Origin of the sequence: Bacillus sp. FDAARGOS_235 (assembly GCF_002073415.2) — a bacterium.
GTDB lineage: Bacteria > Bacillota > Bacilli > Bacillales > Bacillaceae_G > Bacillus_A > Bacillus_A toyonensis.
This window is the reverse complement of sequence record NZ_CP020437.2, coordinates 4,801,198-4,824,369: the sequence shown is the minus strand read 5'-3', so window position 1 is coordinate 4,824,369 and position 23,172 is coordinate 4,801,198. Positions and strand designations below refer to the sequence as shown.

The following is a 23,172-nucleotide window of genomic DNA, read 5'->3' as shown; positions in this document are numbered from 1 at the left end:
ATAACCTTATTCTTTTCAACAGGGACCTACTACCCAACAAAATAAACCGAGAAACATCTCTCGGTTTATTTTTTATATTTTTTTGCATAATGCGCCAAAGTAAGTAACGGATATATATGAGCGTAGCTATGGTAATGAATATAAAACCCACCTGGTAAAGCTGTTCCAGTAGGATATTTTTCATTTACATAAGGATTCGCAAGCAAATATGAAATACCTTTTCGAATAGCTGGTGTTTCTTTATCATAGTAAGAAATAAGAGCATCTAAAGCCCATGCTGTTTGCGATGGTGTACTAAATGGTAAAGTAGCAAATCTTTTTTCCACACTACTTTGACAAGATTCTCCCCAGCCACCATCTTCATGCTGTATATGTTCAAGCCATAAAGTTGCTCGTTTTAAAGAAGGGTGAGCAGAAGTAATTCCTAACGCCCGTAAGCCAGTCATCACTGCCCATGTACCATATATATAACAAATGCCCCATTTTCCATACCACGATCCATTTTCCTCCTGTTCATTCATTAACCAGTTGATTGCACTTTGTTTTTGTTTCTCGGGCAATTCATTTTGCGTATATGTCCCGAAAAACTCTAACACTCTGCCTGTAATATCTGGTGTAGAAGGATCCGTAATCATATCGCTTGCGTTTTCGATTGGTAAATTCGCTAATAACTTGCTTGTCACGCCTTTTTCAAATGCTCCCCAACCACCATCATTATTTTGTAATCCTTTAATCCAATTCGTCCCTTTCTTCCAAGCATCATCCACATTTCCGTTCCCTCTACTTTGTGCCAATGCTCTTAACACAGCTGTTGTATCATCAACATCAGGAACTGTCGTATTCACATCAGAAAAACCCCAACCGCCCGGAATAAGCGCGGGCGCATGCACACTCCAATCAGCTTTTTTCTTATGTTGTTTTTTTAATAAATATGCTGACGCATTTTGAATCATTTTACTTTCTTTCGAAACACGAGCCTCTTGCAACGCATAACTAAGTAATGCTGTATCCCATACAGTTGACGGGGAATTTTGTAAATGGTTCCCTCTTTCCATCTTCCATATATAAGATGTTATCCCCGTTATAGCCTTTTGAATCATTGGCGATTGAATAGAATGTCCTAGCGCAAGTAAAGCATAAATCATATAAAACGAAGCACTTGCGTAACTATATAACGTCCCATTCTCATCGATACGCTCTTTCATAAAACGTTCTACTTCCTCATTTCCTTTATGATGTAAGGAAAGCGGATAAGATATAATTTGTTTCACATTACCTAATAATGTTTGAAACATTGGAGATTGGTCCTCCCGAAACCATTCTCCGCCCCCGCCCGCAATATGATTTAAATTAGGCAGTAACTTTTTCACTACACGAAACCTTTTATTTAAACACAACATCATCGGAATTAAATGGATACGTGCCGAACTACTTAATTCAAATATACTGAGTGGGGAATCATTTTGCAGAAACATAATCGGTGTTGGCAAATGAAAGAGCGAAGGATATTCATACTCTCCATGAATTGCTAATAAAAACTTCGTCATAAAATGAGCACGCGCCACTCCCCCACGTTCTGTAATAAACATTTCCGCTCGCTTCATATTCGCATCTTCTTTTGTATACTTTTTCGAAGCAAGTAGGGCAGCATAAGATTGAATGGTAGCAGATAAATTGCCCCCCATTTCATCATCATACAATTTCCATGTCCCTTCATTCGTTTGGAGTGAAGCTAATCTTTTTACAAATGGTTCTACCTCTTTATCTCTACCTAATAATTTTAATAAAAATATCATATGGCAATCAGTTAATGGTGCTCCTTCAAAACAGAATCTCCACGTACCATCTTGCCTTTGCATCGTTTGAAGTGCAGTTGTCCTTCTCGCTATTTCTTCATGCACTTTTCCATATAATAACAAGGCATTCACCTACCCTTTCGAAATCCGTATAACGATATTCAAAAAAGCAACCGAATATGTGTAAAAACAAAGAAAAGCAGAACACATATTATGTTCTGCTCATAAGCAATATCCCACTCCGACAATAACCCCTAATAAAGCACCGACTACTACTTCATACGGTGTATGTCCGACAAGCTCATTTAACTTCTTATATTCTGTTTGTTTACCATGAAAAAATTCATTCAATATTTTCGCCTGTTTACTTACCGCAAGCCTTACTCCTGAAGCGTCATACATAACAATGATTGCAAAGATTGCAGCCACTGCAAATATGGTACTTTCCACACCTTCCACAACTCCAACACCTGTCGCAAGCGCTGTAACAGTTGAAGCATGAGAACTTGGCATCCCACCTGAAGCAAAAAATTTTGCAAAATCAAATTCACCCGTTTTAACTAATTTAAAGACTACTTTTGTTAACTGTGCTATAAACCACGAAATTACAGCAGCCATCAGCGGATCATTATGTAAAATTGTTTCCATGTTCTCAGCTCCCTACTAGCTATAATGGAAATTCTATATAGTATCAGTATAAAGAAAAATGCGTAGAAAATACTACGCATTATGATACTTTTGCTGATTTATTTTTTATAAATTTCGGTTGTTTCTGCACTAAAAATTTTGTCTTCGCTATTGAAAATACAAATAAAGCAACCCATATACAGAAAAATGCCATCATATGAGTAGTTGTAAAATGTTCACCAAATACAAATACACCTAAAATTAAACTAATCGTTGGCGCAATATATTGTAAAAAGCCTACCATATAAAGCGGAATAAGTTGTGCTCCTTTTGCAAAATAAAATAGTGGTAGCGCTGTAACAACACCTGCTCCTATTAAAAGTAACGTCGATAGCATTGAAATAGCTCCAAATGAACCGAAACCATGTACCCCTGTCATAACGAGATAAATGAACGCAAACGGCGTCACTAACATCGTTTCCATCGTAAGCCCAATCGTCGCATCATAGTTTAACAATTTTTTTGTTAATCCGTATAATCCAAATGAAAAGGCAAGTGATAAAGAAACCCACGGGATAGCCCCGAAACGTACTGTTAAAATGATAACCCCTACTCCAGCTAAACCTACTGCAACATATTGCCAAAAGTTTAACTTTTCCTTTAATACGACTGTACCAAGTAAAATACTAATAAGTGGATTAATATAATACCCAAGACTCGCTTCAATGACATGATTATGATTAACGGCCCATATGTAGACAAACCAGTTCCCACTAATCAAAATTGAAGCAATTGTTAATGACATTAATAATTTAGGTCGTTTAAAAAGATTCACAAATTCCCCAATAAACTGGCGAAACCTCTTCGTAACAGCTAATACGATTAACATAAAAACGAACGCCCAAACAATGCGGTGTGCTAATATTTCATCTGCTGGAACTTCCTCAACCCATTTCCAATAAATCGGTAGGATTCCCCACATCGTATAAGCACCAGCCGCATATATAATCCCTTTTTTTTGCTGTGCTGATTGACTCCCCATCTTCCTTTTTCTCCTCTTCTCATTTTTTCTCCATTATACGGTTTCTTATGCTCACTTTACCAATAATCAATCTGTAATTCTTTCGACATTTCTCATATAGCGAAAAATAAACATACCGTTATTACAACAAGTAACGGTATGCCGAAAACAAATTTCTTTTTATGCGTTTTATGGTGAAACATATACATACCGATCCAAGCTCCAACCGCTCCTCCAGCTGCCGCTGATAAAAACAACGTGCTTTCTGGCGTTCTCCACTGTTTCTTCTTGGCTTTTCGTTTATCAAGCCCCATAAGGCTAAAAGCTATAACATTAATAATAATAAAATAAATCCATTTCATCGCTTTCTCTCCCTATGAAAAATTCGCTTAATGGTAACATGAAAAAACGATAGAAACAACTGAAGAACACTTTTTAGCAAACTAGTTTCATTCCTTTATTTTAATTGATTATCTTTACATTTATATAATCAATATAAAGCGCGATTACAACTATTAAAAAGAAAGATGTTATGAACAGAACTTTATATTTCACTTCCTTCACCCACCACAACCACATCATCAAAAAAACTTCTCTCAATCTCTTTCTCATCAAAATGAAGAACAACAATTAACCCTACATATAAAGAAACGAAATTCAAAAACCATTCCCCATTATCATCTTGCTTAGCTAAACATTTAAATATCTCTTGAAATTGCATACGTTCATCAGAAGCAACGATCGGACGCACACCAAAATATTTCAACACAAGATTTAACTTAAGATTTATAGATAAAGACAAACTATATTTTAAGAGCTCTGTATAATTTGTAACATTTTTTTCGCTATACAGTTTCACAAGCATTTGATGTAAAGTATGAATCGATAATTCTACGTCAGTCACTTTTGTTGTTTCTATCGTTTCAATCATCTTTTTCATATCCATCACATTCACCCCTTCTGAAAAAACTTTAAAGCCAGAGAGTATTTAATTCATAATGTGCAATAATTGTGCATTTCTCTTCTCTCGTTCTTCTTCACTGACTAAGTCATACTTTTTTAATAAATGAAAGATGTCGTTTAATATTTCCTGTGAATGTTTATTTTGCAAAAATCCATTCAAATCTTTGAAAAGAATTTCAGATAAAAAATCCTTTTGACTTTCAAGCTTATTCATTACATCTTCAATAGAATGATCAATATTACATGCCATATTAAACTTCCTCCTCTATCCTCTATAAATAATATCTTCTGCTAATGCAGTAAATACTTCTCCAACGAGAGAGTCTTCATCATATACAGATGAATCGTTATTTTCTTCACGTTTTGCAAAAGGTATTTGTGCAATTACTTCCGTTTGCAATTGTTCTGCTAACATTTCGCCGCCCCCTTTTCCGAAGAGATAATTTTTAAATCCATCTTGCTCTTCGTAATAAGCCATATTTTCCACAATTCCTACAATCTCGTGTTTTGTATGTTTTGCCATTACACCTACTCTAGAAGCTACAAATGAAGCTACATTGTGCGGCGTTGTAACGATAATTTCTTTCGCTTGTGGGATCATCGCTGCAACATCAATGGCAACATCTCCTGTACCAGGTGGTAAATCGAGAAGTAAATAATCTAAATCTCCCCAGTGTGTATTCGCAAGGAAGTTTTGAATCCATTTATTTAACATCGGTCCACGCCACATGACTGGATTATTTCCTTCTGTAAAAAATCCCATTGACATAATTTTAACACCATGACTAACGACTGGAATTGCTGTTTGATCAATCATTGTTGGTTTTTGATTCGTTTCCATCATAGCCGGAATGCTAAAACCATATATGTCTGCATCTAAAATCCCAACCTTTTTACCCATTCTAGCTAAGGCAGTAGCAAGATTAATTGTCACCGTTGATTTTCCGACTCCGCCTTTCCCACTCGTTACAGTAATAAAATGTACACCTGAATCATGACGGAGCATGCTTGGCATACCTGTTTCTGTTCTACTATTTTTCTTTAATTTTTCTGTTAGCATAGCTCTTTCTTCTTGTGTCATCGAACCAAATGTTACATCCACTTTAGATGCACCAATTGCGTGAAGGGACTCTTCCACATCTTGTTGAATTTTCGCCTTTAACGGACAACCTTGAATGGTTAACACTACTTCAAGCTTAACCTCTGTTCCATGTATTTGTACATTTCTAACCATATTTAATTCTACAACACTTTTGTGTAACTCTGGATCCTCTACATGTTGTAATGCGTTCATTATTTGTTCTTGAGTAAGCATAGAGCTCATCCCTTCTCTTATTCTAATTTATATATAGCATCTTCTTATTACTTCAACTGATGAAAGTTTCCATCTATTTTTTAATGTCTTTAATAGTCATCGTTGCGAGAAAGCATTATTATCCCCCACTTACAGGCGGGATTAATGCGACGATATCTCCAGCTTTTATCATCTCTTCATTCGTTACAAACTCTTCATTAATTGCAACCATTACTGTATCCAAAGATTGCAAATGATAACTATCTTTCAACCATTCATTTAATTGTCCAACAGTCATTTCTTTTTTTTCTGAAATTATTAATTGATCCGATCCGACTTCCTCACGCAAATTTGCAAACAGTAAAATTGTAATCATTTTCTCATTCTTCCTTCTTCGGTTTTCCTTCTGGATATGATGTATTTTCAAGTTGATCTCCAATCCACATCGTTCCATCTTCCCAAAATTCTTTTTTCCAAATTGGAACGATGCGTTTTATGCGTTCAATCGCGTACTCATTCGCTTCATAAGCTACTTTACGATGCGGTGATGAAACTGCAATAACTACCGCAATATCCATTATTTCCAGCAGCCCTACACGGTGCGTAATGGCTACTTGTGCGTCCGGCCATTTCCCGTTAATTTCCTCACCAATTCTTGTAAGTTGTTTTACTGCCATCGGTTTATATGCTTCATACTTTAAATGTAGCGTTCGTTTTCCTTTTGTTAATTCTCTCACCGTACCAATAAATGTTGTAATCGCACCCGCTTCTCTTCTTGCGACTTTATTCGTTACTTCTTCCACTAAAATTGGTTTTTCTACAATCTCAAATAGTGATTGCCCCATTAGAAACACCTCTCTTATAAAATGTCCAAAGCCATTCACTACCTTCGTTATCTTCTAATAAAAGAACATCGACAAACATTTCTTTTTTATATCCTCTTGTCCCGCCTGGCAATACGATAAAAGCGTTCGATTCTGCTAATGAAGAAACCGAGCTAGACTTATCAAATCCTGATGGATATGCAATTAATTGCCCTTCATTACATGTCAGTTTTGCTCGTACAAATCTTGTAAATGGATTTGGTTTCAGAAGATCTTTTCCTAATAATGCTTTTTCTCTTTTCAAATGCGCTTTTTCACTAAACATATACGCACGAATACATGGTCTTACAAACAACTCAAATCCTACATAACATGCTGATGGATTTCCTGATAAACCAAATAATAGCTTGCCATTTAATTGTGCTACAGTCGTTACACTTCCTGGTCGCATTGCAACCTTATTGAAAAGAACGGATGCACCTAACCTTCCATATATAGCTGGTAAATAATCGTAATCTCCTACTGATACACCGCCCGTTGTAATGAGCATATCTACTTGACTTAACGCATCTTTCACAGCTGTAAAACACGTATCAAAATCATCACTAAACTTCCCAAAGTATTTTACTCTTCCGCCCACTCTTCGAATTTGAGACAGTATCATGTACGTATTACTATTTCGAATTTTCCCTGGCTCTAACGACTCATTTACATCAAGTAATTCACTACCAGTCGCTAATAGTCCAATTACTGGCTTTTTCGCAACTGGCACTTCACTATAACCGAATGTAGCAAGAAGAGCTGAAATACCTGGATTAATGTACGATCCTTTCTTTGCAAGCACCGTTCCTTTACGAGCATCTTCACCTTGAAAAGAAATATTATCACCCGTTTTGAATGAGCGTTTCACTTCCATATAATCGTTCCCATTATCCTCATATTGACGAGTCAGTTCTAACATAACAACCGCATCACAATCATTTGGAATTTGTGCTCCTGTCATAATTCGAACTGCTTGAAACGAACCTACTTTCTCATCGAATAGTGATCCTGCACCAATTTCACCAACTACTTCAAATACAATTGGCGTTTCATAACTTGCTAAATTCGTATCTTCTGCTCTAATAGCAAACCCATCATACGGTGAACGATTGAATGAAGGTACGTCATGATCAGCTACTAAATCCTCCGCTAACATACGTCCGTAAGCTAATTCAATAGGTAGTAGCTCTTTTAAGCCATTGTTAGCAAATCCCATCACTTTTCGAATAGCTTCTGCAACCGTAATTGGCACTCTTCTTCCCATTATTGACAATCCTTTCTATTAACCGAATAAGCGATAATATAGTTGTTTCGCTTTTGGAATTTCGTTTGTACCATGAATGAACACACGACCATCTTGAAAAATAACGACGCGATAATCCTCTAATTGACAAGATAGTAAATATGGATTCCGCTCTACTTCCCCAAGTTTTTTTAATACTTTTTCTACGTCATCAAAATTGTATTGCCTATTTTCTATTGATCTTATTTGAACTGTATTTCTTCCGCATAAAACAGCTACCTTCGTTTGGTTTTCGTATGATAAATAAGGATAAGCTCGATTTAAACCGCACGATGGACAATCGTCCGTTTTTATTTTTCCTAGTTTTATAAAATGATTTTGATTACTCCATATATCAAACATGAAAAACGTCTTTCTAATTACTGAGTAATCTTCCACTAAAATTTTGAGTGCTTCTGCCACTTGATATGCCGCAACGATTTGAACAGCTGGACTAATAATCCCAGCCGTGTCGCACGTCACACCTATAACGGGAACATTCTTCAGTACACAATGTAAACACGGCATTTTTTGCGGAATAATCGTATAACTCATACCGTACGATCCAACACAAGATCCATATACCCACGGAATATTATGTTTTTGTGATAAATCATTTATGATAAATCGAATATCAAAATTATCTGTAGCATCAATGATTACATCGACATTTTCTAATGGCCCTTCCATGTTTTCTACACTTGCATCCATTATGAAAGCATGTATTTGTACTTCTGAATTAATTTGTTCCAACCGTTTTTTAGCAGCAATTGCTTTCGGGATTTTCCCTCTTGCATCTTCTTCAGAGTAAAGTTGTTGTCTTTGTAAATTACTCCACTCTACGTAATCACGATCAATAATTGTCAACTTACCAATACCTGCACGCACGAGACTTTCTGCACTTGTACTTCCTAATGCACCTGCTCCTACAATTAACACATGCTTATTCCGAATTTTTTCTTGCCCTTTACTCCCGATTGGTTTGAACAACTGTTGCCGAGAATACCGCTCCTCCATTGCATACCCTTCCTTTCAAGAAATCTATTTCACATTAGAGTCTTGTTTTTGATAACAAGCAAAGTAAGCAAACCCTACAAATCCAGCTCCTCCAATGACATTTCCGATAAAAACAGGAACAAAGTTTTTAGCGAGGTCCAGCCACGTCAGATGACCTGCAAAAATAACCGCTGATATGACAAACATATTTGCTACTACTTGTTGAAATCCAATCACTACAAATGCCATAATTGGAATCCAAATCCCAATTATCTTTCCGACAAAATCACTCGTCCCGTAAGCGAGCCAAAGCGCAAGACAAACGAGCCAATTACAACCAATCGCCAAAATTAAAGTTCTCCCAAACGATTCGTGTAACTTTCCTTCCGCTATCGCTAACGTTTTATTTAAATAATCTCCCTCTGTTAATCCGCCAAGATGTCCAAAGCAATACGCAACGAAAATTGCACCAACAAAGTTCATTACAGTAATCCAAGCCCAATTATTCAGTACACTTATCAATGTAATTTTCTTTGCATAAAGCGCCATAGACAGTGACATCATATTTCCTGTAATCAATTCTCCTCCTGCTAACACTACGAGCATAAGCCCAATAGGAAACACTGCTCCTCCTAAAACATTCACTAAACTTCCCCAATGCTCCGGCAAATTACCTAATACTCGAATGTTAAGTAAAAACCCTAATGATATAAATGCTCCTCCTAAAAAACCGAGAATAAGCATTGCTGGCAGCGTCTGGCTTACTTTTTGAACACCGGCCTCGATTACGAGTTCAGCAATTTGTTCCGGTTTATGAAATGCCATTACCAATTCCTCCATTTTCTCCAAATAAAAAAGCAGCTTCAAAAAACCTCCTGAAAATAAAGGTTTTTGAATGCTGCTTAATGTCTCTGCACATCTTTTACAGAGAGATCAATCATCACTTTTACTATGAAATAGAAAGTCCACATCTCTTGCACACTTTCCATTTTCCACTATTATGTCAGCCTTATATATTAACCACCGATATGTGACATTTCAATTTTAGGCATTGTTTTCTTATTAGTATGACTTAAGCGTTCGTCTGAATATCGATCTTCTCGATTATTCCAAATGTCGTGAATTACAGCTGTAATTTCCTCATCCGTATCCCCCGATCGAAGCAATGCTCTCAAATCATTTCCTTTAGAAGCAAATAAACAAGTATACAATTTTCCTTCTGCAGAAATGCGAGCTCTCGTACATGATGAGCAGAAAGAATCAGTTACAGATGAAATGATACCTATTTCCTCATCACTGCCTATATAACGGTACCTAGTAGCTACTTCACCTGGATAATTTGCTTCTATCCGTTCTAACGGCATAACTTCACGAATTGTATTTACTATTTCTTGTTTGGAAATAACTTCACCTAACTCCCAACCGTTATAATTTCCAACGTCCATATACTCAATAAAACGAAGAATATGCTTATTTTCCTTAAAGTATTGCGCCATCTGCAAGATGTCCTGTTCGTTTTTCCCCTTTTGAACGACCATGTTTATTTTAATTTTCATACCAACTTCAGCCGCAGCCTGTATACCCTCAAGAACCCTTTGCACTTTGCTTCTATTACCATTTAAATAGAAAAAGCGCTCTTCTTCTAAGGAATCCAGACTAACTGTCACACGTGATAACCCCGCTTTATATAAATCAGGTGCAAACTTTTTAAGTAACGATCCATTTGTTGTTAAACCGATATCCTCCACACCATCTATTTTATTAAGCCGCTCAATAAGCTCTGGAAGCCCTCTTCGAAGTAACGGCTCTCCGCCTGTAATCCGTAACTTTCTCACACCTAAAGAAACGAAAATACGTGTTATCCTTTCAATCTCATCAAAAGATAAAATTTTATCATTAGACAAAAACGAATAATCAGGACCAAATATTTCTTCTGGCATACAATATCGACAGCGAAAATTACAGCGATCAGTAACTGAAATACGTAAATCCTTTAACGGACGATGCAATTTGTCTAATGTAATTGATTTCATCTTCCTTGCCTCACTTTTACTTATTTTATATTTAAAACACGTTCTGGATGCGTATATATATTTAAAGACTGATTACGAATAAACCCTATCGTAGTAATCCCTAACTCTTCCGCTAACTGCAAAGCTAATTCAGTTGGCGCTGATTTTGACAGTATAATTTCACAGCCGATTTTTGCAACTTTCAATAATATTTCTGAAGAAATACGACCACTAAAAACAATGATTTTATCTTTTATAGAAATATTATTTTTTAAACAATAACCGTAAATTTTATCTAGCGCATTATGCCTACCAATATCCATTCGGCCTAAAATAATACCATTTACATCACATAAAGCTGCGTTATGCACTCCGCCAGTATGTCGAAATGTATCCGCAGATTGCTGCATTTCATTCATTAAACGAAAACAATCTTCGACAGCAACCTTTACATGGACACCATTCATTTTCTTTACGCTTAGTGCATCATTTGCAAAAACAAACCCTTGCCTACTCATACCACAGCACGAAGTAATATAACGTTTATTTTGCATTTGTTCGTAATACGGGTTTATTTTTGTTGTCGTCACATGTACAAATCCTTCTTTCTCCTGTACCCATATGTGATCAATATCTTCATACTTCCGAATAATTCCTTCAGATGCTAAGAAGCCTATTACCATATCTTCTATATATTCTGGAGTACTAACCATTGTAACAAACTCCTGTCCGTTCATTTTAATTGTGACTGGAAACTCTGTTACAATGCTGTCCTCTATATGCTTAAACACCCCTTGTTCATAACGGAAAACTTCTCTTTCTACCTGTATCGGTTTCACGATCAGCATCCTTCTCTCACGTTATATTTTTATCAAAAACAAATACCGAAACAGCAATATCTTCTTCTACTTTCATATCTGAAAATAAGTTCACTAAGTTCGCTCCAACAAGTTCCTCCAAATGTTCACGAGAATTCGCAGCGTAAACTTCTTGAATCATTTTCGTTCTAGCCATATGAACCATTTCCGCGCCATCCATCGTACTTGAAATGAATTTCTCAGTAGGTGTTAAGTTCCCATACAGTGTTGCAATCGCCATATTTTCAGCAAATACAGTATGAATTCGTTCTGGTCCTTTTCCGAATAGTTCCTTTCGGAGTTTTCGTATCATATCATTAAATTCATGTACCTTTTTCGTCATAAAATCATACCTCCTAAAAGCCTCATTTTACTTTATTATATATTTTACCAAAATGATCTTTTCGCCCAAACTATTTCGTACAAATATTTGGACGAAAAGGTTAACTTCATGAAGTTTATTCGTCTTTTAATCCTTTACCCATACCTTTTAGGAAATGAAGACCAAACCCGATAGCACGGTTAATATTTGGATCTTTTAATACTTTCATAAGATCGAATATCCCCACTTTTTTATTACTTTCTAGATGCTCATTACCTTCTTCCAGTCCTACTAATAAACTACCTATAAGTTTTTTCGTAAGTTCTGGGTCAAGTTCTGTTAAAGCACCTGCAGCACCCATCATATTATTAATTAAATTTGTAACAGGTTTACGAGTTACTTGACCGAGAACGATCTTTGCGATTGGTTCTTTCGCTTTCAGCATAGAATTTGCTGCTTCTAGCATGCCAATATCATTTAATTCCCCGACAATATGAAACATTTGATTTAAAGCTTCTTCATTATTAGCTAGAAGCTCCTTTAAATCCTCTAACTTTTGCTGTTTTATTTCTTCCTCAGTTAATTCATGTTTTTGAATCGTTTTAATAGGTGCAGCCATATTTTTTCTCCTCCCTACTTATCCGTTAAATGTACATACCCTGGACGTGCCCACTTACGATCTACCTCAATACCAGCTTGAGGATGACGTTTTTTATTACGCGGGTTCGCTTTTGGCATCGGATTTTCGCCATTAACTTCTAACACTTCCATGCGCACTTTCGTCTGTTTATAAGCAGGTGTATTCGTACGTACGTCAACAGCAGGGCCTGTTAAGAAATTAATTGCCGATTCATTATCTGTAGAGTTCATCGGTACATATAACTCATTCGCTTTTACACGATCCGTTACAAGTGCCCGTAATTTTAGTGCTCCAAAAGGAGAAACAAGGCGCACTAATGAACCTGTTTTCACGCCACGTTCTTTTGCAAGTTCTGGAGAAACTTCAACAAAAACGCCAGGTACTTTCGTTTGAATACCTGTTGATTTATTTGTCATATTTCCTTCATGGAAATGTTCTAACATACGACCGTTGTTAATGTGAAGGTCGAACTCCGCTGGGAATTCAGCTGGACGTACCCAGTCAGCAATCGCAAAACGCGCTTTTTTATCTGGGAAATTAAATCCATCTTGGAAAAGTAGCGGTGTATTCGTTCCATCAAAACTTCCCCAATGGAAACTATTCCATCCTTCAAGTACTTCATAGTTTGCTTGTGAGAATAGCGGTGATAAGCTTGCCATTTCAGCAAAAATTTCACTTGGGTGACTATAATTCCAGTTTGCACCTAATTTATTCGCAATCTCCTGCACGATCCACCAGTCTGGCTTCGCATCACCAAGCGTAGGAAGAACTTGATACAATCTTTGCACACGTCTCTCTGTATTTGTGAAAGTACCTTCTTTCTCAAGAGATGGTGCTGCCGGTAATACAACATCTGCGTATTGAGCAGTTTTAGAAAGGAAAACATCTTGTACAACGAAGAAATCAAGGCTTGATAACACTTCATGTACATGATTTGCATTCGAGTCTACAAGAGCCATATCCTCTCCGACAAGATACATAGCTTTCATCTTTCCTTCTTCAATTGCGTGAAGCATTTCAATATTATTAAGACCTGGTTCACTATCAATTTCCACTCCGTAAGCCATTTCAAATTTCGTACGTTCCATATCGTTCGTAACGTGCTGATATCCAGGAAGCCATCCTGGTAAAGTTCCCATATCACAAGCACCTTGTACGTTATTATGACCTCGAAGTGGGTAGGCACCTGCACCTGAACGACGATAATTCCCTGTTGCAAGAAGTAAGTTTGAAATTGCAGCGGAAGTATCAGAACCACCTGTATTTTGCGTTACCCCCATACCCCAAAGGATACATGTACCATCTGCATCACGAATCATTTCAGCCATTTGGATAAGTGTTTCTGTTGAAATACCTGTTACTTCTTCTGCATATTCAAGTGTATATTCTTTTAAGCTCTCTTTAAAATCTTCAAAGAAGTTTACATTTTCATTAATAAACTCCTGATCATGCCAACCTTGATCAATCATATATTTCGCAACAGCCATTAACCATACTTGGTCTGTTCCTTGTTTTGGACTAATAAAGACATCTGATCGCTCTGCCATTTCTGTTTTACGAAGATCCGCTACAATTAACTTTTGTCCGTGTAATTTATGTGCCCGTTTAATACGTGTAGCTAAAACAGGATGACCTTCTGTCGGATTACATCCTACAATAATAACAAGACCAGATTGCGCAATATCTTTAATCGTTCCTGCATCACCGCCCATACCAATTGTACGGAATAAACCATCCGTTGCTGGTGATTGGCAATAACGTGAGCAATTATCAATATTATTCGTTCCAAATACTTGCCGAGCTAATTTTTGAATGGCATAATTGTCTTCATTCGTAATTTTAGAGGAAGAGATAAATCCGATAGAACCTTTGCCGTACTCTTCTTTAATAGCGCCTAATTTATTTGCAACTACATTCAGTGCTTCTTCCCATGTAGATTCAACAAACGTTCCATTTTTACGAATTAATGGTTTCGTAATTCGTTCTTTAGAATTTACGAAGTCCCAACCAAATTTCCCTTTTACACAAGTTGAAATTGCGTTAACTGGCGCATCTGAAGATGGTTGTACTTTAAGGATTTTACGCCCTTTCGTCCACACTTCAAATGAACAACCGACACCGCAAAATGTACATACTGTTTTCGTTTTCTTCGTACGAGTCTCACGCATGGCCGCTTCCACTTCTGATACCGCAAAAATACCGCTATATCCAGGCTCAACTTCTTTAATTAAATCTACCATCGGTTCAAGAATATCCGGCTTTAATCCCGTCATAAATCCAGCTTCACCAAGCATTGATTTCTCCATTAAAGCATTACAAGGACAAATCGTTACACATTGCCCACAGCTCACGCATGAAGAATCATTGATATCTACACCATTATCCCAAATAACACGAGGACGCTCGGCTTCCCAGTCGATAGATATCGTTTCATTTACTTGTAAGTTTTGGCACACCTCTACACATTGACCACATGCGATACATTGATTAGGGTCGTAGCGATAAAACGGATGAGTCATATCAACTTCACTTACATCTATTTTTGGTTCGTAAGGATATTTTTGATGTTCAATCTCCATTAATTCTGCAGTATTATGCAGTTTACAGTTCCCATTATTGTTGTCACATACCGTACAATATAATAAATGGTTTTCTAATAATCGATCCATCGCCTCTGTTTGTGCTTCTTTCGCACGACCAGAACCGAGTTCAATGTCCATACCTTCCGTCGCCACTGTCGAACAAGATCTCATCAACTTTCCATCAACTTCTACAATACAAGTGTCACACGTTTGAATAGGGTCTACTTCTGGTACATAACAAATTTGCGGATGTTCAATCCCGTTGTCATTAATGATGCCTAATATCGTTGAACCGGGCTCCGCTGTATACTTTTTTCCGTCAATTGTAATATGAACCATGTTGTCATTCATGGTCTTTCCCCCTTTTTGAGAATAAAAAAACTCCACCACGAAAATATACGCACCACATTTTGGGCACGTTATCATCATGGTGGAGTAGTGTATTAGCACATCTTGCTAAAATACCAATCCATTTATTCATAAATAAAACGATAGATTCATAACAGGTCATATCACGATTCCATCTTTAACACTATTATTATAGCGTTAAAGTTAAAAATATACAATATGTAATTTAAACTACGCATATGTCTGCATGCAACTATCCATAATAACCCATATAAAGTGAAACTTTAATCAGCCTTAACCAATCGGGCTTTTACGGGCAGCCCGTTAATCCGGGATAAAACATAACAAGGAGAAAGTGAACAAATGGGGTCTTTTAACAAATGGATACGCGGTGAAAAATCTTTTTCTGCACAAGAGCAAGCTGATCATACATTACATAAGCCTATTTCTTCTTCTCTTCCACTTAATTTAAAACACTTGTCCAAGTTATTTAGTGGTATTCCAGAATTAATTACACGTACTTTTCCGTTAAAAAACGGCCAAGAGGTTGCTCTTATATATATGGAAGGACTTGTAGATAAAACTGTTATTAATGTAGATATTCTTCGTCCTCTTTTATTTAAAGAGTGGAATGAGGACGATTTTTGGGAATCTTCCGTTTCTATCGGAAATATAAAAAAGGTTCAGAAGTGGACAGACATTGAACAATCCCTTTTACATGGTAAAAGTATTTTATTTATAGATGGGCAACTATCAGCTTTAGAACTAGATACGCAAGCGGCACCAAAAAGAAGCATTGAAGAACCTACAACAGAGACATCAATAAAAAGCTCACATGAAGGATTTAATGAAGTAGCGAGCGACAGTTTCGCTCTTATTTGCCGATATATCCCAAATCGCGAATTAAAGGTGAAGGAATTCACCGTTGGCGAGCGAGCAAGTTCTAAAGTTTTTTTACTTTACCTAGCAGACATCGCAAACGAAGATGTCATACAAGAAATGACATGCCGCATTGAATCAATAAAAGTGGATGCTATTCTTACTACCGGTGAATTAGAAGGTTTTGTTGAAGATAATTCATACACGCTCTTTCCACAATTATCAATAACCGAACGTCCTGATACGACGGCCCATCACATTTTGAATGGGCGAATCGCTGTTGTTGTAGATCGCTCACCCGGCGTATTAATTGGACCTATGACCTTTTCAGCTTTTTTTCAAACAATAGATGATTACAGCTTCAGGCCAATGATTCCATCTTTTATACGTCTCCTTCGTTTCACAGGGTTATTTATTGCAATTTTTGCTCCTGCTCTTTATATTGCTATGATTTCCTTTCATTATGAAGTGATTCCGCTTAAATTATTGTTAACAATCGGCGAGTCTCGTGCTAAAATTCCTTTTCCACCTATATTAGAAGCACTTTTGATGGAATTAGTACTTGAAATGCTCCGTGAAGCTGCGGTTCGGCTTCCGGGTCCCGTTGGACAAACGATCGGCGTCGTAGGAGGAATTGTAATTGGACAGGCTGCAGTGAAATCGTTATGAAAGCGCACTTCTTCTATTACAAAAGAAGGCTAATACACCAGTTTCTCTTACAATGAAGATCCCTTCTACTCGAGTTGAAAGTAATAGTAATTTAAAAGATACAGAAGGCAACGATTTCGTAACTATAAATGTTCTTAGCATGAATCGTAACATTCGTTCAGGCTATAGCGATAACCGTTTCAAATTTAATATTAAAATGAATTTAAAAATTGCTATATCTGAGATTACATTCAATATGGATTTAGATAAAGATAAAAAGAAATTAACTTCATTTATCGCAAAACAACTAAACAAAGATTTAAACGAATTAATTCACAAAATTCAAAAACAGCAACTGGATCCATTCGGATTTGGTGATTATGCGAGGGCTTTTCAATATAAAGAATGGAAGAAGGTTGAAGACGATTGGCCTAATTCCTTTTCCAAAGCTAGCGCAAAAGTAACACCGACTATCAAAATTTTAGAAAGTGGGATTATTAAATAAAAAACACGCTATCTGTTCTTATAAGTATAAAGAACAGATAGCGTGTTTTCATTTACATGACAAGTATTATTTCAACAGACTATACTCTATTTCCGTTTCTAACATTACTATGTTTTTTTGCGTATATAAAATATATAAAAACACCGATTATAATCCATGCCACAAAACTAATTAAAGTAAGCTTAGAAAGGTTCAAAGCTAAATATATACAACTTACTATTGAAACGATAGGTAAAAAAGGTACTAGGGGAGCACGGAATGGTCTTTTCATATTAGGATGTGTCTTTCTTAGTACAATGACAGCTATAGATACAAAAACAAATGCTGTTATCGTTCCCATATTCACTAAATTAGCCAATAAGTTCAAATCCACTAATCCCGCTAATAAAGCTGCTAGTATACCTGTAACCCATGTATTAAAAAATGGCGTTTGTAAACGTTTATGAACACTGGAAAGTCTGTTTGGTAACAACCCATCTCGACTCATCGAGTAAGATACACGAACAAATGCAAACATAGCTACTAACAGAACTGTCGTTAGCCCCGCTATTGCCCCCACCGATAACAAGCCAGCAATTCTATCTTCTCCTACAGTGCGCAACGCATATGCAACTGGATCAGCAACATTCAATTCCGTAAACGGAACCATTCCAGTCAACACGAATGAAACTCCTACATATAGAACGGTACAAATGAATAAAGAAACAAGTAGCCCAATCGGTACGTTACGCTGTGGACGCTTCACTTCCTCTGCAGCTGTTGCAACTGCATCAAATCCTAAAAAAGCAAAGAATACAGTGGCTGCTCCTCCTACCACACCGTGAAAACCAAACGGTAGAAATGGTTGCCAATTTTCTGGTTTTACATATTGTGTCCCTACAATAATAAATCCTACAATAACAGCCAGTTTAATAATAACCATTATATTATTAATTCGGGCACTTTCTTTTACACCACGACTTAATAAAAATGTTACAACTAAAATAATCAGAACTGCTGGTAAATCAATAATTCCACCCTTCCCCATGCCAGGTGCTGATGCAAAGATTGTAGGGATGTGAATATTAAACCCTAGTAGCAATGACTGAAAATAAGCTGACCATCCTGCTGCCACCGCAGAAGTTGCTAATAAGTACTCCAACATCACACACCAACCAACTATAAATGCAAAAATCTCACCTAATGTCATATATGTATACGAATATACACTTCCTGAAACTGGGACTGCAGATGCAAATTCAGCATAACAGAAAGCTACACATGCACATACAATGGCCGCTAATATAAATGATAATACAATCGCTGGACCAGCATGTTTCGCCGCTACGATACCAGTTAATACAAAAATCCCTGTACCAATAATCGCTCCAATTCCTAAAAGAGTTAAATCAATCGCTCCTAAAGTTTGATTCAATACTTTTTTCTTTTCTTCATCCATTGTTTTCTTTATTAAAAGACTCATTCATTGAAACCTCTTTTTCAAGTTTATCTCTTACTAATTACAATCTTTATTACTGTTCTGTTTAGAAAATAAAATTATACACAATTTACTCCTTTTCTCTTATAGACTTAGCAAACTTAAAAACAGAAAAATCAATCTTTTTAACTCATAGTAAATTTTAAAAATAATTATTGCGAAAATACATCTCTAAGAATGCTGATTGAATTTATCATACAATTAATTATATTGTCAACAATATAATTAATTAAACAAAGACGGTTAATTATGTATCAAATGTTATTTTTAAACATAATTATTTTCTCGAAAACATTGTTTTTTTCTGTTTTCATGTTCATATTCATTTTCCCTCACTGATTTTCATACAATTTTCATTACATAGAATTCAAATGAAATCATCATACCTTTAATCAAAATACTATCTTTAAATAATAATTCATTTGAAGTTATGCAACCTTTTTAAGCGAATAAAAAAGTGCAGATTTTCATCTGCACTTTTTTTATTCTTTCATTTCAGCTTCTGCACTACTATTTTCAAGATTCTCTTTCTGAGCTTCTTCTTCTATCTCAGCTGAAATCATTCCATAATAAAGTTCTGGATACAATCCAAATATTTGATATACACTTCCTAAAAACGGCATCAGAATCCCTCTTTTCTAAAGTTGTATTGCCACTTTTAAGGATTCCCTTTTCATTCATTATACATTCGTTTTTGGCGTTTCTTCTTCATCTTGAACACTTAATAAATTTTGCCACTTTTTATAAGGAGCGCTATTTGGATCCACATACCCTTTCGCATACGAACGATCCCACAATTGTTTAATAAACATTTCTTTCTCTTTCTTCGCAACCATATCTGCACCTGTACCGTAATAGTTTTGGAAGTATAGTTCGATTTCATCAAGGAATAATCTTAATAATTCATCTGACGTTTCTTCTAACGTCGGATCATACTTCGCCTCACGGTCATACATTAAAATCATATCTAAAAGATTGTGAACATGTTCTTTTCTAAGCCATCTTACATCTTGAGCTCCTAATACGAACGGATGTGTATATAAATGTCCACCTTGAATCATTGCCTTTTCTTGCTCTTCTTCAAATCTGGACAAGATGTTTTCATAAATAAACGGATTATGAAGTAATGCTCTGTGTAATTTATAACTTTCACTTGAAATATTTTTCCCCATCGACTGAATTAAGAAGCTACGTCCAACGCCGTTATATTGATACACAAACTGCCCATCAACAGCAACTAAACTAATCCAGCGATACATATACGCATATAGAAGGGCACGATTACATTTATCGTAGTCTAACTTCGTTTGAGTCGCATTCAAGTCGGGCATAAAGGCTGGTAAGTGCCAATACTTATCTAAATGCGGCGTTAAACTAGATTTTTTACTATTTAATTTGTTCACACGGCGATAATATGATTGGAAGTAGTCACCTTTATCATTCATAAAACCGTTCGCAATGTGTCCTGATGATAATTTAGGAAAATCTTGCAATGATAAACCGTAATGTGCCCGGTAACAGATCACTTCAAATGGTGAAAAAGCTTCATGTACTGTATCTTTTTCTTTAAACATTTCTTGAATTAATTCTTCTTGCAGTTCTTTCTTTAAAGTTGGATGTATACCCCAATATTGTAATTCCCTATGGTGAGAAACTTTCGGCACGAATGGACTAGCTAAATGGAACAGATCTTCAATTTTTTCACGAACGTATTCATCACGATCACGCTTCTTATAATCCGCTTCTTTTCGCAATGCCTCTATAATATTAAGTTCTAATTTATCACGATAACGTACTTGTAATTCATCATAACAATAGCTCAATATATGTTCACGATAAAAATCTTCTACCTTTTTCGATTGAATCTCTTCCGTTTTCGCATCCCGACAATATTCCCCATACAAACTCATATAAATTTCTGCTGATATATCTTTCGGCAATACACCTAAATTTAAATGTTGCTGCATATCTTGCCATATTTTTTCTTGCAACTTCTCTTCCGCTAATACGTATACATTCGTTGGGTTTGTTTTCCCTTCAAACTCCTTACTTCTTTTTTGAATTTCAAACAATAAATTTTCACGTGTTTCATGTAAATTATCAAAAAACCTTTCCCAATATTGAATCATTTTATTAACTGCTTGATATAACGATTGATAAACGAGTTCTAACAGCATTTCTTTTCTGTACTCATTTAATTTGTGTACATATTGCGTTACGATATCTTCAAATTCTTTTTTAAATAAACGTTGTTGATTATTCACCATTTTTCCAAACCAACCTTGTTGCTGAGCGATTTCAACGCGGCGTACAGCAGTTACCGTTCCATCTATATTACCTACATTAAATTTTTTATCATAATTTTGAATTACATTACGCTTCTGTTCATTATTTTCATGTAGTCGATTCATTTTTTCTACTAACTGCTTTCGAATTTCATATAACATAAAACGCGCTGCTACTGGATGAACAGGGTCTGTTTTCTTTAAAAACCATGTATTTAATTGATAGGACTGTCCTTCAGACCCACTTGGTGAAAAACGGTCTGATTCAATCATGTCATATAAAAGTGTCGTTACATGTTCATGTACACGGCTCGGAATCGCATACGCATATAAACGAACCGCATGATCTACTCTCGCTACTTCTCCTTTCATTTGTTCCATCATTTTTAGTTTCGCAGCTGAAATTTTACACTCGTGCTGCAAACGATTTAATTCCTCATCTTTTTGCACTGTGCGCTGTACATAGCTTTCTACAGCTTCTAAAAACAGTTTAGATTTCGCAACTCCGAGCTTACCGCCCTCTGCTCCTTCACGCGTTTCATTGTACATTTGTCTATAGAAAATATGGGCTTGTTCTGGACGGGTAGCAAGATGTTCTAAATCCTCTAAATAACTTTTGCCACGCTCTGGCTTTTCACGCTGCATACCACGTTTTACATCTTGGTCGTACCTTTGCTTCTTTTCTTGAAAGAGTTGATCCAAATGAAGCCACGATTCGTCTAAACCTTGCACAGCCCATTTTAAAGCACAATATTTTAACACATGTTCATATGGATAAATGAGCTTTGCTGTTCCTGCCCCGCAATATCGTCCTTTCCCGCTTGATTCTGCCAATTGCTGAATTTGATTATCTTCCTGTGCAAAATGACTTGTGGACATCGGACTAAATAACTGTAAATAAATCGTATTTGCCATCTGCTCCATATAATCCGATAAATTGTGTAAATGGTGTCCATGTAAGTTTTCGTAATCGTATAAGAAACAATAATTGTACGGTAAATGATGTTGTTTAATCGTATGATTCGTTCTTCCATCCTCATCTACTTGATCCGGACGGTATTCTAATTCAATCGTTACACCACCGCGTTTTGATAATTCTCCAGTTGAACCGAGCGTAATGGCATGCAATTCTTTTAAAGACGCATAACCATTTGCTTGCACCGTTTCAAATTCTTTCGCACTAACCGTTCTCGTCTTCACTAACACATCAGGCATTAAAAATGCACCGCGTATTAAAATGTTATGATGCTGCAGTTTTTTCCGAAGCATTTCACGTAAATATAATGCAATTTGCAGAAACATCCCCGAACCTGTTCCGCCTGCTAGTGATGTTACAATAATAACTCGCACACCATATTCCGTTTGATCACTTGTAACCGGAAAAATCTTCTCAATTTCTTGCCAAAAGGACGTCAATTTATCTTCTTTCATCGCAGCACGTAACGCTAAACGTGAAATGACGCGTAACTGTCCTGCTCCTTCTGTTAATGGTTTATCAAGTATAGTTGGATCCATTGGAAACCACTCTGGAATCGTTGGATCTCCTGCAATATACTCTCTAGGCGTTTTACTTGAACTCGTTTGTGTCTTAAACTTTCGAATATGATCAAATTTACTCAATGTATTCACATCTGTATCAAATACGTGCATCGCTACCTTTTTTCGGCGCTCTTCAGGCAGTTTTTCATATATTTGATGCGTCACAGTACTACCGATTCCACCTAATCCAATTAATATCGTTGGAACTTGTAATGTCATGTGAACCACCTTCC

General features: G+C 36.3%; 20 protein-coding genes and 2 pseudogenes. 2 read left to right on the top strand and 20 right to left on the bottom strand.

All coding sequences use genetic code 11. The features are described from left to right. Positions 1 to 65 precede the first annotated feature (65 nt). From A6J74_RS27285 to fdhF, 17 genes are all read right to left on the bottom strand, one after another. Entirely contained in the window at positions 66 to 1,919 is a 1,854-nt protein-coding gene (locus A6J74_RS27285) for a terpene cyclase/mutase family protein (protein ID WP_000928185.1), read from the bottom strand. A gap of 99 nt (positions 1,920 to 2,018) precedes the next feature. Continuing rightward, a complete protein-coding gene (locus A6J74_RS27280) occupies positions 2,019 to 2,444 on the bottom strand; it encodes a divergent PAP2 family protein (RefSeq protein WP_000447810.1) in 426 nt (141 codons plus the stop codon). A 79-nt stretch (positions 2,445 to 2,523) separates the two neighbouring features. After that, complete coding sequence (gene rarD, locus A6J74_RS27275) at positions 2,524 to 3,465, bottom strand: EamA family transporter RarD (protein WP_080609737.1); 942 nt, start codon at positions 3,463 to 3,465, stop codon at positions 2,524 to 2,526. A gap of 92 nt (positions 3,466 to 3,557) precedes the next feature. After that, entirely contained in the window at positions 3,558 to 3,806 is a 249-nt protein-coding gene (locus tag A6J74_RS27270; protein WP_000871326.1) for a DUF1294 domain-containing protein, read from the bottom strand. A 182-nt stretch (positions 3,807 to 3,988) separates the two neighbouring features. Further along, positions 3,989 to 4,390 carry a hypothetical protein gene (locus A6J74_RS27265; protein ID WP_000367294.1) on the bottom strand — a complete coding sequence of 134 codons (402 nt, stop codon included), beginning with the start codon at positions 4,388 to 4,390 and terminating at the stop codon, positions 3,989 to 3,991. A 42-nt stretch (positions 4,391 to 4,432) separates the two neighbouring features. Then, a complete protein-coding gene (locus tag A6J74_RS27260; RefSeq protein ID WP_000752368.1) occupies positions 4,433 to 4,657 on the bottom strand; it encodes a hypothetical protein in 225 nt (74 codons plus the stop codon). Between the two features lie 15 nt (positions 4,658 to 4,672). Next, complete coding sequence (locus A6J74_RS27255) at positions 4,673 to 5,722, bottom strand: P-loop NTPase (protein ID WP_000957522.1); 1,050 nt, start codon at positions 5,720 to 5,722, stop codon at positions 4,673 to 4,675. Between the two features lie 118 nt (positions 5,723 to 5,840). Continuing rightward, positions 5,841 to 6,077 (bottom strand): molybdopterin converting factor subunit 1, encoded by a 237-nt coding sequence (moaD, locus tag A6J74_RS27250; RefSeq protein WP_000628491.1) that lies wholly within the window; start codon positions 6,075 to 6,077, stop codon positions 5,841 to 5,843. Between the two features lie 4 nt (positions 6,078 to 6,081). Further along, positions 6,082 to 6,546: a molybdenum cofactor biosynthesis protein MoaE gene (locus A6J74_RS27245; RefSeq protein WP_000531609.1), complete on the bottom strand. Its 465-nt coding sequence runs from the start codon at positions 6,544 to 6,546 to the stop codon at positions 6,082 to 6,084. Beyond that, a complete protein-coding gene (locus tag A6J74_RS27240; protein ID WP_000533691.1) occupies positions 6,527 to 7,831 on the bottom strand; it encodes a molybdopterin molybdotransferase MoeA in 1,305 nt (434 codons plus the stop codon). The genes A6J74_RS27245 and A6J74_RS27240 overlap by 20 nt, the downstream gene beginning before the upstream one ends. Before the next feature lie 18 nt (positions 7,832 to 7,849). After that, the gene (locus tag A6J74_RS27235) at positions 7,850 to 8,866 is read right to left on the bottom strand and encodes a molybdopterin-synthase adenylyltransferase MoeB (RefSeq protein ID WP_000392759.1); all 1,017 of its coding nucleotides are present in this window, start codon (positions 8,864 to 8,866) and stop codon (positions 7,850 to 7,852) included. 24 nt (positions 8,867 to 8,890) lie between these two features. Further along, on the bottom strand, positions 8,891 to 9,670 hold the full coding sequence (locus tag A6J74_RS27230; RefSeq protein ID WP_000863999.1) for a formate channel: 780 nt from the start codon (positions 9,668 to 9,670) through the stop codon (positions 8,891 to 8,893). 191 nt (positions 9,671 to 9,861) lie between these two features. Continuing rightward, positions 9,862 to 10,878 (bottom strand): GTP 3',8-cyclase MoaA, encoded by a 1,017-nt coding sequence (moaA, locus tag A6J74_RS27220; protein WP_000836454.1) that lies wholly within the window; start codon positions 10,876 to 10,878, stop codon positions 9,862 to 9,864. A gap of 20 nt (positions 10,879 to 10,898) precedes the next feature. Then, entirely contained in the window at positions 10,899 to 11,696 is a 798-nt protein-coding gene (fdhD, locus tag A6J74_RS27215; RefSeq protein ID WP_000802702.1) for a formate dehydrogenase accessory sulfurtransferase FdhD, read from the bottom strand. Between the two features lie 16 nt (positions 11,697 to 11,712). Further along, positions 11,713 to 12,057, bottom strand: coding sequence for a Na-translocating system protein MpsC family protein (locus A6J74_RS27210; RefSeq protein ID WP_000163332.1), 345 nt, complete (start codon positions 12,055 to 12,057; stop codon positions 11,713 to 11,715). A gap of 115 nt (positions 12,058 to 12,172) precedes the next feature. After that, a complete protein-coding gene (locus tag A6J74_RS27205; RefSeq protein WP_000729912.1) occupies positions 12,173 to 12,655 on the bottom strand; it encodes a helical membrane plugin domain-containing protein in 483 nt (160 codons plus the stop codon). Between the two features lie 14 nt (positions 12,656 to 12,669). Then, on the bottom strand, positions 12,670 to 15,609 hold the full coding sequence (fdhF, locus tag A6J74_RS27200; RefSeq protein ID WP_000999391.1) for a formate dehydrogenase subunit alpha: 2,940 nt from the start codon (positions 15,607 to 15,609) through the stop codon (positions 12,670 to 12,672). A gap of 360 nt (positions 15,610 to 15,969) precedes the next feature. Here fdhF and A6J74_RS27190 point away from each other — a divergent pair. Both A6J74_RS27190 and A6J74_RS27185 read left to right on the top strand, forming a co-directional pair. Further along, positions 15,970 to 17,148: pseudogene (locus tag A6J74_RS27190) on the top strand (spore germination protein); the annotation flags it as partial. Then, positions 17,144 to 17,638 (top strand): annotated as a pseudogene (locus A6J74_RS27185) (Ger(x)C family spore germination C-terminal domain-containing protein); the annotation flags it as partial. The pseudogenes A6J74_RS27190 and A6J74_RS27185, both read left to right, overlap by 5 nt. A 79-nt stretch (positions 17,639 to 17,717) precedes the next feature. Here the strand turns inward: A6J74_RS27185 and A6J74_RS27180 are convergent. From A6J74_RS27180 to A6J74_RS27170, 3 genes are all read right to left on the bottom strand, one after another. Then, on the bottom strand, positions 17,718 to 19,100 hold the full coding sequence (locus A6J74_RS27180) for an APC family permease (protein ID WP_000054729.1): 1,383 nt from the start codon (positions 19,098 to 19,100) through the stop codon (positions 17,718 to 17,720). A gap of 497 nt (positions 19,101 to 19,597) precedes the next feature. Continuing rightward, positions 19,598 to 19,738 carry a hypothetical protein gene (locus A6J74_RS27175; protein WP_001116187.1) on the bottom strand — a complete coding sequence of 47 codons (141 nt, stop codon included), beginning with the start codon at positions 19,736 to 19,738 and terminating at the stop codon, positions 19,598 to 19,600. Positions 19,739 to 19,795: 57 nt separating this feature from the next. Next, positions 19,796 to 23,158 (bottom strand): tubulin-like doman-containing protein, encoded by a 3,363-nt coding sequence (locus A6J74_RS27170; protein ID WP_000175115.1) that lies wholly within the window; start codon positions 23,156 to 23,158, stop codon positions 19,796 to 19,798. Positions 23,159 to 23,172 lie beyond the last annotated feature (14 nt).

Coding starts and splice junctions, on each gene's coding strand:
- A6J74_RS27255 (WP_000957522.1), bottom strand. CDS start 5,722: ATGCTTACTCAAGAACAAATAATGAACGCATTACAACATGTAGAGGAT.
- A6J74_RS27265 (WP_000367294.1), bottom strand. CDS start 4,390: ATGGATATGAAAAAGATGATTGAAACGATAGAAACAACAAAAGTGACT.
- A6J74_RS27260 (WP_000752368.1), bottom strand. CDS start 4,657: ATGGCATGTAATATTGATCATTCTATTGAAGATGTAATGAATAAGCTT.
- moaA (WP_000836454.1), bottom strand. CDS start 10,878: ATGAAATCAATTACATTAGACAAATTGCATCGTCCGTTAAAGGATTTA.
- A6J74_RS27205 (WP_000729912.1), bottom strand. CDS start 12,655: ATGGCTGCACCTATTAAAACGATTCAAAAACATGAATTAACTGAGGAA.
- A6J74_RS27245 (WP_000531609.1), bottom strand. CDS start 6,546: ATGGGGCAATCACTATTTGAGATTGTAGAAAAACCAATTTTAGTGGAA.
- moaD (WP_000628491.1), bottom strand. CDS start 6,077: ATGATTACAATTTTACTGTTTGCAAATTTGCGTGAGGAAGTCGGATCG.
- A6J74_RS27210 (WP_000163332.1), bottom strand. CDS start 12,057: ATGACGAAAAAGGTACATGAATTTAATGATATGATACGAAAACTCCGA.
- A6J74_RS27175 (WP_001116187.1), bottom strand. CDS start 19,738: ATGCCGTTTTTAGGAAGTGTATATCAAATATTTGGATTGTATCCAGAA.
- A6J74_RS27170 (WP_000175115.1), bottom strand. CDS start 23,158: ATGACATTACAAGTTCCAACGATATTAATTGGATTAGGTGGAATCGGT.
- A6J74_RS27180 (WP_000054729.1), bottom strand. CDS start 19,100: ATGAGTCTTTTAATAAAGAAAACAATGGATGAAGAAAAGAAAAAAGTA.
- A6J74_RS27240 (WP_000533691.1), bottom strand. CDS start 7,831: ATGGGAAGAAGAGTGCCAATTACGGTTGCAGAAGCTATTCGAAAAGTG.
- A6J74_RS27230 (WP_000863999.1), bottom strand. CDS start 9,670: ATGGCATTTCATAAACCGGAACAAATTGCTGAACTCGTAATCGAGGCC.
- fdhF (WP_000999391.1), bottom strand. CDS start 15,609: ATGAATGACAACATGGTTCATATTACAATTGACGGAAAAAAGTATACA.
- A6J74_RS27270 (WP_000871326.1), bottom strand. CDS start 3,806: ATGAAATGGATTTATTTTATTATTATTAATGTTATAGCTTTTAGCCTT.
- A6J74_RS27280 (WP_000447810.1), bottom strand. CDS start 2,444: ATGGAAACAATTTTACATAATGATCCGCTGATGGCTGCTGTAATTTCG.
- A6J74_RS27235 (WP_000392759.1), bottom strand. CDS start 8,866: ATGGAGGAGCGGTATTCTCGGCAACAGTTGTTCAAACCAATCGGGAGT.
- rarD (WP_080609737.1), bottom strand. CDS start 3,465: ATGGGGAGTCAATCAGCACAGCAAAAAAAAGGGATTATATATGCGGCT.